This window comes from Kitasatospora arboriphila, from assembly GCF_039528095.1.
GTDB lineage: Bacteria > Actinomycetota > Actinomycetes > Streptomycetales > Streptomycetaceae > Kitasatospora > Kitasatospora arboriphila.
Genome location: NZ_BAAALD010000151.1, coordinates 1 through 9450, shown reverse-complemented (window position 1 = coordinate 9450; position 9450 = coordinate 1). Strand labels below are relative to the sequence as shown.

Annotated in this window: 11 protein-coding genes and 1 pseudogene; 4 read left to right on the top strand and 8 right to left on the bottom strand. The window is 74.5% G+C overall.

All coding sequences use genetic code 11. The features are described 5' to 3' along the window. Window positions 1-432 precede the first annotated feature (432 nt). The 3 genes from ABD353_RS37675 to ABD353_RS37665 all read right to left on the bottom strand — a co-directional run bounded on the left by ABD353_RS37675 (window position 433) and on the right by ABD353_RS37665 (window position 3318). Window positions 433-1371 (bottom strand): MerR family transcriptional regulator, encoded by a 939-nt coding sequence (locus ABD353_RS37675; RefSeq protein ID WP_344628239.1) that lies wholly within the window; start codon window positions 1369-1371, stop codon window positions 433-435. A 110-nt stretch (window positions 1372-1481) separates the two neighbouring features. Next, the gene (locus tag ABD353_RS37670; RefSeq protein WP_344628238.1) at window positions 1482-2852 is read right to left on the bottom strand and encodes an MFS transporter; all 1371 of its coding nucleotides are present in this window, start codon (window positions 2850-2852) and stop codon (window positions 1482-1484) included. A gap of 109 nt (window positions 2853-2961) precedes the next feature. Next, the gene (locus tag ABD353_RS37665; protein ID WP_344628237.1) at window positions 2962-3318 is read right to left on the bottom strand and encodes an ArsR/SmtB family transcription factor; all 357 of its coding nucleotides are present in this window, start codon (window positions 3316-3318) and stop codon (window positions 2962-2964) included. Window positions 3319-3426: 108 nt separating this feature from the next. On the opposite strand from ABD353_RS37665, the pseudogene ABD353_RS37660 reads away from it, so the two are divergent. The 3 genes and pseudogenes from ABD353_RS37660 to ABD353_RS37650 all read left to right on the top strand — a co-directional run. Next, window positions 3427-3675 (top strand): annotated as a pseudogene (locus tag ABD353_RS37660) (N-acetyltransferase); the annotation flags it as partial. 9 nt (window positions 3676-3684) lie between these two features. Continuing rightward, on the top strand, window positions 3685-4368 hold the full coding sequence (locus tag ABD353_RS37655) for an HAD family hydrolase (protein ID WP_344628236.1): 684 nt from the start codon (window positions 3685-3687) through the stop codon (window positions 4366-4368). Window positions 4369-4390: 22 nt separating this feature from the next. Beyond that, window positions 4391-4891 (top strand): NUDIX hydrolase, encoded by a 501-nt coding sequence (locus ABD353_RS37650; protein ID WP_344628235.1) that lies wholly within the window; start codon window positions 4391-4393, stop codon window positions 4889-4891. A 42-nt stretch (window positions 4892-4933) separates the two neighbouring features. Here the strand turns inward: ABD353_RS37650 and ABD353_RS37645 are convergent, their stop codons facing one another. Then, on the bottom strand, window positions 4934-5491 hold the full coding sequence (locus ABD353_RS37645; protein ID WP_344628234.1) for a DUF3291 domain-containing protein: 558 nt from the start codon (window positions 5489-5491) through the stop codon (window positions 4934-4936). A 599-nt stretch (window positions 5492-6090) separates the two neighbouring features. On the opposite strand from ABD353_RS37645, the gene ABD353_RS37640 reads away from it, so the two are divergent. Then, window positions 6091-6261 carry a hypothetical protein gene (locus ABD353_RS37640; RefSeq protein ID WP_344628233.1) on the top strand — a complete coding sequence of 57 codons (171 nt, stop codon included), beginning with the start codon at window positions 6091-6093 and terminating at the stop codon, window positions 6259-6261. A gap of 15 nt (window positions 6262-6276) precedes the next feature. On the opposite strand, the gene ABD353_RS37635 is transcribed toward ABD353_RS37640, so the two are convergent. The 4 genes from ABD353_RS37635 to ABD353_RS37620 form a co-directional block, all read right to left on the bottom strand. Beyond that, window positions 6277-6651, bottom strand: coding sequence for a hypothetical protein (locus ABD353_RS37635; protein WP_344628232.1), 375 nt, complete (start codon window positions 6649-6651; stop codon window positions 6277-6279). 17 nt (window positions 6652-6668) lie between these two features. After that, a complete protein-coding gene (locus ABD353_RS37630; protein ID WP_344628231.1) occupies window positions 6669-7865 on the bottom strand; it encodes a tetratricopeptide repeat protein in 1197 nt (398 codons plus the stop codon). 74 nt (window positions 7866-7939) lie between these two features. Beyond that, window positions 7940-8536 (bottom strand): hypothetical protein, encoded by a 597-nt coding sequence (locus tag ABD353_RS37625; protein ID WP_344628230.1) that lies wholly within the window; start codon window positions 8534-8536, stop codon window positions 7940-7942. A 54-nt stretch (window positions 8537-8590) separates the two neighbouring features. Next, window positions 8591-9337: a thioesterase II family protein gene (locus ABD353_RS37620; RefSeq protein ID WP_344628229.1), complete on the bottom strand. Its 747-nt coding sequence runs from the start codon at window positions 9335-9337 to the stop codon at window positions 8591-8593. Window positions 9338-9450 lie beyond the last annotated feature (113 nt).

Sequence of the window (9450 nt, the reverse complement as noted above, 5' to 3'; positions counted from 1 at the left end):
GCTGGTGCGCCGCCGCGGCGGCCCGGACGGCCGGCCGAGAAAGGCGCGCGACGCGATCGTCGTCGTCGGGCGGGCCACCGGCGCGAGATCGCGAACCGGTGGGATGCGCTGGGGAACGCCGACCGAGGCGCCAGGAACGGCCGTCGTGGCGGCTTCCTGTGGGCCCCCTCCTCGTCCTCCAGGCGGCGGACGGCCGCCGGCCCCGGTCCGTCCGCCGGCCGCCAGCCACCGGTCGCCGGGGAGCAGCGGCCGATGATGCACCTCGACGTCCAGGTCGGCGGGGCGGACTCGGCCGTCGCCGGGACGGTCGCGCCGGGGGCCACCGTGGCCGGTCACCCGCCGCAGTAGGACGCCCGGATGCTGTTCGACGCCGCCGGGCATCCCTTCTGCCGCTGCCTCGACCGGCCCTGACGGCCGGTCGGCGCGGCGCGGCTACGGCTGCAGGCGGGTGCGTACCGCCTCGGCCGCCCAGGTGAGCGCCGGTGCCGGCCCCTCCTGCACGGGCCAGCCGTTGATCACCGCGAGGAGGCGGAGGTGGCGCTCCCTGCGCGGGTCGTTCACGCTCTCCAGCCGGAGCAGCAGTCGGCGGCGGAGCCCGGTGTCGTCGGGCCGGCCGCACCCCCGCGCGTAGTCGGCCGCGAGCGCGGCGACGACCGGGTCGGCCGCGGACGAGGCCGGGTCGACGCCCGCCGCCACGGCCGGGGCGGCCAGGTCGCGGACGGCCGCCACGAAGTCGCGGCGCGGGCCCGGGGCACCGGCACGTGCGCGATCGGCCGCGAAGTCCTCGGCCGTCTGCCGCACAGCGGCGCGGAAGTCCGGGTCCCGGGAGAGTTCGGCCCACTCCGCCCACGCCCGGGTCTGCTCGGCCCCGGGGTCGTCGGGCAGCTCGGGGGTCATCGAGCGCCTGGCCCCCGCGAGGACGGGATCGGTGCCGAGGCCACCGAGGACGGCGTCGAGGAACTCGTCGACGAGACGCCGGCGTTCGTCCTCGGAGAGTCGGGCGAGCTGGTGCATGAGATCGGTCTCCTCGGGGGTGAGCCCGCGCTCGGCCACCGCCGTCAGCAGCGCGTGCCGCAGGCGCAGGACGCGCAGCCGCGCCGCCACGGCCTCGGCGTGGGCCGCGGCGACCTCGGGGAGCGAGAGCTCCCGGTCGACGATCCTGCGGATCGTGGGCAGGTCCAGCCCCAGTTCCCGCAGGGTGCGGACGAGTTCCAGGCGCGCGGCGGCCTCGGCGGTGTAGCGGCGGTAGCCGGCCGGGGTGCGGTCCGTCGGCGTCACGATCCCCGTGTCGGAGTAGAACCGGACGGTCTTGACCGTGAGGCCGGTCCGCCGGGCCAGTTCGCCGATGGAGTAGAGCGTGTCGCCGTTCATGGCCCCCATCGTGGCGTCTCCACCTACGGGAGACTCAAGTGCTGCCGCCTGCCGCCTGCCGCCTGCCGCCTGCCACCGGCCCGCCGCTCGCCGTGTCCCGGCGGCGGAGGTCAGCGTGCGGCGGCCCCGGCGCGTCCGGCGCGGGGCCAGGAACGGTGGTGCTCGTCGATGACGTAGTGGTGGCCGTGGCTCCAGGCTCCGGCCCGGGAGGGGTGGGCGCCGGTGAGGTGGGGGTGGCCGGCCGGCAGGTCGGTGTGCTCGTGGCGGAGTGCGTCAGGGTCCCGGCGGGGCCACAGCACGGCGGCGGCCGCCGTGGCGGCGAGCGCGAGGACGCCGAGGGTGAGGGCGGTGGCCGGCAGGCCGGCCGCGGCGGCGAGCCATCCGGCCAGCGGGTAGGTCAGCAGCCAGCAGGAGTGCGAGAGCGAGAACTGTGCGGCGAACGCGGCCGGCAGGTCGGCCTCGGCCGCCGAGCGGCGGATCACGCGACCGCCGGGAGTGAGGACCGCCGAGCCGGCGGCGGCGAGCAGCGCCCAGGCCGCCAGCAGGGCGGACCAGCTCCACCCGCCGGGCGGTGCGGCGGTGACCGCGGCGACGGCGGCGAGCGCGGCGGGCAGGGCGAGCGCGGCTGGCAGCATCACGGTGCGGTCGCCCACCCGGGCCAGTGCCCGGGGCAGCAGCAGGGCGGCGGTCATCGAGCCGGCACCGTAGGCGCCGAGCGCAAGCGAGAGGTCCGCGGCGGGCCGGTGGAAGTGCTCGCGCACCACCACGACGCTGTCGACGAAGACGATCGCCCCGGCCGCCGCGACCGCGAGATCGAGGGCGAGCAGGGCGCGGAGCCTGGGCGTGGCGAGGAACAGCCGCGAGCCGAACACGGCCCGCGCGCGGACGCCCCCTGCGCGCTCGACCGGGGGAGCCTTCGGCAGGACGGCGGAGACGACCAGGGCGGCGGAGGCGAGGAAGCCGACGGCCGTACCGGCGAACAGCCAGTCGTAGCTCACCGCGGTCAGCAGCACCGCCGCCAGCGCCGGGCTGAACAGCGACTCCAGGTCGTAGGCGAGCCGCGACATGGACAGGGCGCCGGTGTAGTCCCGCTCGGCCGGCAGCACCTGCGGGATCGTCGCCTGGAACGTCGGGGTGAACACGGCCGAGGCCGCCTGCAGCAGGAACACCGTCAGGTAGATCTGCCACACCCGGTCCACGAACGGCAGCGCCAGCGCCGTGCCGGCCCGGGTGAGGTCCATGGCGGCCATCAGGGCCCGGCGCGGCACCCGTCCGGCGAGCGCTCCCGCGAGCGGGGCGATCGCCACGTAGGCGACCATCTTGATCGCCAGGGCCGTGCCCAGCACCGCGCCCGCATCGGCTCCGGCGAGGTCGTACGCCAGCAGGGCGAGCGCCACGGTCGCCAACCCCGTGCCGGCCAGGGCGACGACCTGGGCGGTGAAGAGGTGTCGGTAGGTGCGGTTGCGCAGAACGGACAGCATCGGCCCCGGCCCCTCGCTCGGCGTGGTGCGACCCGGCCATCATAGGCAACATGTGCGTACTCGCGCACATGTTGCCCGTGGAGCGGGACGGCGCCGGGCACGGGCCCGGTCAGTCGTGCGGAGCCAGCGAACCGATCTGGTGGTCGGCGACGTTCAACGCCTCGTCGACCAACCGCCGCAGATGGCCGTGGCGCAGCGAGTAGACGACCCGGCGCCCGTCCTTGCGCGTGGACACCAGCCCGGCGAGGCGCAGCTTCGCCAAGTGCTGGCTGACCGACGGCCGGGCGGCCCCGGTCGCCTCGACCAGGGTGGTGACGTCCGCCTCGCCGCGGCCGAGCCGCTCCATCAGGGCCAGCCGGGTGCGGTCGGCCAGCAGGGCCAGGACGGAGGCCGCCACCTCCAGGCGCTCGCCCGCGGAGTGCTGCTGCGAGCGGTGTGCATCTGCGAGCGGCGCGCGTGAGTCCATGGGGACATCGTAGGGGCAGCCGCCCTTGCGCAGGTGCGCACATGTTGCGGATGGTACGGAGCCGGCCCGCGGAATCGCATGCGGTCACTCGTGCGGAAACGAGTGGCCGCGCCGGCGTCCATGACCGTCAGCGGGTCGCTCGGCCAGTGGCGGCAGTGGACCGGCCTGCCCTTCGACCGCGACGGCGCCACCGAGGTGCCCGGCGCGCCGGTGCCCGTGCCCGTGCCCGTGCACGTCGGCCTCGCCCACGACCGGGCGGTCCACGTCGAACCCGACGTCCGGGTCCGCACCCGCTGCGGCCGGGCGACGACGCCTGACGGACGGTCACGTGGTCGTGGCTCGGCACCCGCCCGGTAGCCTGCCGGGGTGGCCTACCAGATGGTGATCTTCGACAACGACGGAACGCTCGTCGACAGCGAGCACACCGCGCACCGCGTGCTCTCCGATTACCTCACCGAGCTCGGCTACCCGACCACGCTCGAAGAGTCGTTCCACCACTTCCTCGGCAACGCCGGACGCAACGTGCACACCGTCGTCGCCGACCGGTACGGCGGCGCCCTGCCGGAGGACTTCACCGCCCGCTGCCACGAGCGCGTCTTCGCCGCGTTCCAGCAGGGCGTCGACGCCTCGTCCGGCGCGGCCGAGCTCCTCGCCGAACTGGAACGGCGCGAGCTGCGCTACTGCCTCGCCTCCTCCTCCGACCACGCGTGGATCGACCTCACCCTGGAGCGCTCCGGCCTGCGCCCACACCTGCCCGCCCCGCTGGTCTTCAGCGCCGAGGACGTCGCCGGCATCGGCAAGCCCGCGCCGGACCTCTTCCTGCACGCCGCCCGGGCGATGGGCGTCGCCCCCGAGGACTGCCTGGTCGTCGAGGACAGCCCCAACGGCGTCCTCGCCGCACGGGCCGCGGGCATGGACGTCCTCGGCTACACCGCACTGATGCCCGCCGACCGCCTCGCCGCCGCCGGCGCGACCGCGCTGATCGGCGAACTCCGGCAGGTCCTCGACCACGTGGCCCGAGCCGACCCGATCTCACGGAACGTCTGCTGAACAGCAGGGGAGAGGTGGAGCCGTGCAACGGGCGCAGGTGAGGGTGGGGGCACTGCTGGTCGCCGGTGACGCCGTGTGCCTGATCCGCCGCCAACGGCCGGACGGAGTGCAGCACTCACTGCCCGGCGGCCTCGTCGAGGCCGGCGAGGACGCGTTCTCGGCGTTGCACCGGGAACTGCACGAAGAACTCGGGCTGGACGCCGCCGCGGCCCCCGCGGCACCGGTGCTGCGATGGGTGCAGGACCAGGCCAGTACCCGCCCGGGCCGCGACGGGATCTTCCGGCGCCGGCACCTCGTCTTCGTCCTCCGCCTGCCGACCACGGCCCGGGACGGACTCGCCGCCGTGGAACTGGACGCGGCGGACCCGACGGCCGTGGTGTGGTGCGACCCGGCCCGCGCGGCCCGGCTGCACCTCTACCCGGCCCTCGGCGGCGCCCTCGCCCGCGCCGCCACCGCCCCGGCCCCGCGGAAGCGGCCCGTGCTGCTGCCGCCGATGACGGACACGACCTACCGCTGGCGCTGACCTGCCCCCGGCGGCCGGCGGGCGAGGCCCCCGGCTTCCTCGTCAGCGGGCCCGGTCGCCCGTCGGCCCGATGCCGTTGAGCCTGGTCGGAGTTCCCTCCGGGGCGAACGAGTGGTGGAAGGTGAAGGCGTGCGGCGCCGAGCCGTGGTCGTGGAGGTGCTCCAGCCTGGAGACCCCGTCCTGCCAGGTGGGTATCACGCCGTCGGAGACCCACCAGACCACGTGACTCGGGTGTCCGGTCCTCTCGAACCAGTCGTGACGCCTGTTCAGCGCCGCACGGTGCAGACCGGTGTAGACGGCGTCGAAGGCGGGGCGCAGGTCGGTCCAGAGCGAGAGGGTCGCGGCCAGGGCGGTGGTTTCCGACGTCCGGCCCTTGCCGTACCAGGCCGGTACGGCGAACTCTCCCCAGGCACCCCAGTCCGCACCGAAGAGCACGCCGCGGTGGGCATCCGCCGGTTCGGCATGCGCGAGGTACCCGGGGTGCTGACCGATCTTCCGGTAGACGGCCTCACCCGTGTCGTAGAGCTCGCGGGTGAGAGGTCCGGGATCGGCGAGGGGTGACTTCAGGACGCCGAAGGTGTACAGCGCAAGACGGGGCATGCGTCTCTCCCTGGTCGGGGGCCCGGTGTGGACCCGGTTCGGTGGCTTTCGCACGGAGCGGGGCTTCGTGGGGCGTGACCGATTCGTTCCCTCGCGGACAGCTCGGCCTGGGGGGAACTCCGGTGCGACCGCGGGCGATCGCCGAAGACCAGCCGAAGGTAGCCGCCTCGGCGAGCCATGTCGAAGTTGCGTTTTCCCGGTCGAAGTGGCCTCCTGCACCGGCCCTCTGCACCGGCCCTCGCGAACACCGCCGGAAGGATCCACGGCGCCGACCCCCTGGGGTCCGTCGTGTGAGAGCGACTACTACGACCTGCTCCTGCTGTTCCTGGCTGTGGACCTGACGCCGGACCTGTCCGAGGCAGCGGTGCACGAACTGCGGCGGCCCGTGGGGCAGACGGAGGCACCGCCGGTGCTGGAGTCCGCCGACCGGGAGACCTGGGGCCACCGGTGGCAGGTCTTCGCCGGCGGGACGGCGAGCCACTCGTTCGACGGGGTGGACACCTCGGCGCTGCTCCGGCCGTGCACCGGCCGAACGCGGACGGCAGCATCCCTGGGCGCTGACCGCGCGGGCGTGCATCCACGAGGACGAGTTCGGCGTGATGACGGAGGTCGTCGAGTGGATCCTCCGCCGCGCGACCACGCGGGGGTGGGCCGGCTTCCTCCGTCATTCCGCTTCGGACGAGGTCCGGCACCTGGTGCGCCACGAGAACGGGTTCGACGTCGTCGACACCCGGACGCCCCGCAGGGACATCCGGGTGCCGTGGTCGTAGCGTCCGTGCCGGGGGCTACACGTTCGGGCCGCCGCCGTCCGGTCCGACGTGGCGGAGCTCGGCGGGACGGTCGCCCTCCGCGAGCCCGACGACCTCGTAGGTCACGGAGGGTCCGCCCGGTCGTGGCGGGAGGGCGTGGTCGCACCTGGAACCGAGCTGGTTGACGGCGTAGCGGGAGATGGTGCCGGCCAACGGGCCGTCGAGGTGGATCGCCGTGCAGAACTCGATCCTTGGGACGCGCACCACCGAGTCGAGGCCGTGGCGGTCGGCGAGATCCTCCACCGTCAGGCCGGGGTCGACCAGTTCGGTGGCGTCTCCCGGCAGGATCAGCAGATGGCGGCCGTCCGGACCCACCGGGCCGCCGCTGAGGAATCCGACTCGATCCGTCATCGTGATTCGCCTCGTGGTCAGGCTCCAGGGAGCGCGGCGAGTGCGGCTTCGGCGGCGCGGGTGCGGGGATGGTCCGCGCCGAAGTGGTCGCGCCAGGCGGTGGCGCAGCGGGTGAGCTGATCACGGGCCTCGGCATGGCGCTGCTGGGCGGCGAGGGCGCTGCCGAGGGTGGTAGCGGCCTCCAGGGCGCTGTGGTGGGTGGGGCCGAGGGGCGCAGCGAGTTCGACGGCCTTCCGGCTCGCGGCCTCGGCCTCGTCGGGGCGTCCGAGGCCGAGCAGGGCCTGGGCGGTGACGGTGGAGATCGGCGCCGCGAGGGTGGCGCGGACGTCGGGGCCGTCCCGGAACTCCGCCTCGGCCTGGGTGGCGACGTGCAGGGCCTCCTCGTGGCGACCGTTGCCGCTGAGGCTGCGGGCCAGCCCGAGGCTCAGGGCGATCCGCATGTCCTGGCCGGGCTGCGGGACCTCCCGCTGCCGTCCGAGTGCGCGGCGTGCGGTGTCCTCGGCCTCGCCGTGGCGTCCGAGCCCGTTGAGCGCCATGACGAGGGCGTTCATGACGGACAGCCAGAGCAGGCTGGGTGTGCCGTGGAGATCGAGTAGGGCGAGGCACTCGCGTTCGACCTGCTCGTACTCACCGAGCTGGACCAGGTTCTGGACCCGGTCGGAGGCGACCTTCAGGGTACGGATGTCGTTCGCGCCGTAGACCCGGGCGCTTTGTTCCTGCAGCGCCCGGGACCCGTCGACGGCTTCGCGGTGCCGGCCCTGGGCGGCGTGTGCCCGCAGGCTGGCGTCCCAGGCGGCCAGGCCGCGCTTGTCCGGGGCCGGCCGGTGGCGCAGCACGACCGCCAGGAGCTCGTCCGCCTCGGCGGGTCGGCCCCTGTTCATCAGCATGCCGGCGAGCTCGACCCGCACCTCGGCGGTGGCAGCATGGGCCTCACCCAGGACGGACGGGCAGTGCGCCAGCAGCTGCTGCAGCTCGGCCAGTGCCTCGTCGCCGCGGTTGAGTTGCCGCAACGCGGCCACCCGGCTGGTGCGGATGACGAGTGTCCATCCGGCGTCTGCGCCGAATTGTCGGGTGCACAGCTCGACGGCCTGCCGGAAGGCGGCTTCGGCTTCGACCCACCGCCCCTGCTCCCCGAGCCGGCCGCCCTCGTCGTGCAGCCGGCCGGCGAGTTCGAGCTCCCGCCGCTGTGCCCGGTTCCGCAGTGCCGCGAACATGCCCACTCCCTCATCCGCGCCTGGTGTGGCGATGATCATACTGGCTGGTGCTGCGTGTACCTCGGCGCCCGGTGCTACCTGAGGGCCGCGGTGCGGTCCAGTGCCTTCGACGCCAAGCGGTGCAGGTCGGCGGGCGAGAAGGCGCCGAGGCTCGTGACGTTCAGAAAGACCAGGAGTCGGCCGCGGCGGACGTACAGCTGGTTGAAGTACACGTCGGCCCCGTGCGCGGTGTCGTGGACGAGGAAGTGCCGGACGTCGTCCCCGAGGTCGCGGAACGGGGCGGCGTTCTGCTCGTACACCCGGTGGCCGTGTTCGCTGAGGTTGGCGACCCACGAGGGGTAGCGGGAGACGGCGTCGGCCTCCGTGCCCGGGCGTTCGAGTTCCTCGTTGATCTCCTCGGTGTCCTCGCGTCCGTCGAAGGCGACGGACTGGAGGATGTCGCGGGTGCCGGGGTCCTCGAAGTCGCACGGGGATCCGGTCGCCCGGCTCCGGAAGCCGGCGGGAACGTCCCGCGCGGTGAGGAGCGCGTCGCACAGGGTCTGCGCCGTGACGGCGGCGGGCGACGCGGAGGTCCTCGCTGCGCCGCCGTTCGTGGGGGAGCAGGCGCAGGCGAGGAGGAGGGCCGCCCCGAGGGCGGCCGTTCCGGTCGTGCGGGTACCCCGGCCGTTCATGTACGCCCCCAAGTCGCTTCGGTCGGTGGCGAATCGTACAAGATCGACGGGCGCTCAGGAGCTTGCGGGGCGGCTGGTGGTGATGTCGTGGACGATGCGGCGGCAGAGGTCGGCGGTGTGCTCGAAGAGGTAGAAGTGGCCGCCGGGGAGGCTGTGGAAGGCGATGGCGTTGTGGAGGTGGGCGCGCCAGCGGCGGATGCGCTCGGGCGGGACGAGCGGGTCGGCCTCGCCGGCGAAGAGCGAGACGGGGGTGGTGAGCGGGTGGCCGCCGGGGTGGCGGTAGGTGTCGACGACCTCCAGGTCCCAGCGCATGGTGCGGACCATCCGCTCGGCGAGTACCGGGTGGTGCCAGACGCCCTCCGGGGTGCCGCCGAGCCGCCGCATGAAGTGCACCAGCCGTTCGTGCGGCCAGGTGTGGCGCTGCTCCGTGGCCGGCGGGCCGGTCTCCGGGGCGGGGCTGCCGGAGAGGCCGAGCCAGAGCGGTGCCCGGCCCAGCCGTTCCAGCACGCGGACGAGTTCGAAGGCGACGAGCGCCCCCATGCTGTGTCCGAACACCGCGTAGTGGCCCGCGACTTCGGACTCCAGGACGGGCAGCAGCAGCTCCGTCACCTCGGCGGCCGAGCGGCAGCCGCGCTGCTTGGAGGTGTGCACCCGGCCGGGGAGTTCCAGCGCCAACACCCGCCAGTGGGCGGGCAGATGGCTGAGGAAGTCGCGGTAGCCGGCGGCTGACCCGCCGGCGTGGTGCAGCAGGACGAGGGTCAGCTCGGGGGTGTGCGGCGCGTGCAGTTCGAGGAGTCTCACGGTCTGGCTCCGACGAGCTGCCGGAGCGGCGTCCGCGGCGCAGCAGGGCGGGTGGTGCGGTGGATGGGGCCGTCGCCGGCGGAGAGGGGCAGGCAGCTGCCGCCGCGGCGGTG

Bases quoted from the DNA above. Each gene is read 5' to 3' on its own strand.
- ABD353_RS37675 (WP_344628239.1), bottom strand. From the start codon at position 1,371: ATGAACGGCGACACGCTCTACTCCATCGGCGAACTGGCCCGGCGGACC.
- ABD353_RS37625 (WP_344628230.1), bottom strand. From the start codon at position 8,536: ATGAACGGCCGGGGTACCCGCACGACCGGAACGGCCGCCCTCGGGGCG.
- ABD353_RS37645 (WP_344628234.1), bottom strand. From the start codon at position 5,491: ATGCCCCGTCTTGCGCTGTACACCTTCGGCGTCCTGAAGTCACCCCTC.
- ABD353_RS37635 (WP_344628232.1), bottom strand. From the start codon at position 6,651: ATGACGGATCGAGTCGGATTCCTCAGCGGCGGCCCGGTGGGTCCGGAC.
- ABD353_RS37640 (WP_344628233.1), top strand. From the start codon at position 6,091: ATGACGGAGGTCGTCGAGTGGATCCTCCGCCGCGCGACCACGCGGGGG.
- ABD353_RS37665 (WP_344628237.1), bottom strand. From the start codon at position 3,318: ATGGACTCACGCGCGCCGCTCGCAGATGCACACCGCTCGCAGCAGCAC.
- ABD353_RS37630 (WP_344628231.1), bottom strand. From the start codon at position 7,865: ATGTTCGCGGCACTGCGGAACCGGGCACAGCGGCGGGAGCTCGAACTC.
- ABD353_RS37670 (WP_344628238.1), bottom strand. From the start codon at position 2,852: ATGCTGTCCGTTCTGCGCAACCGCACCTACCGACACCTCTTCACCGCC.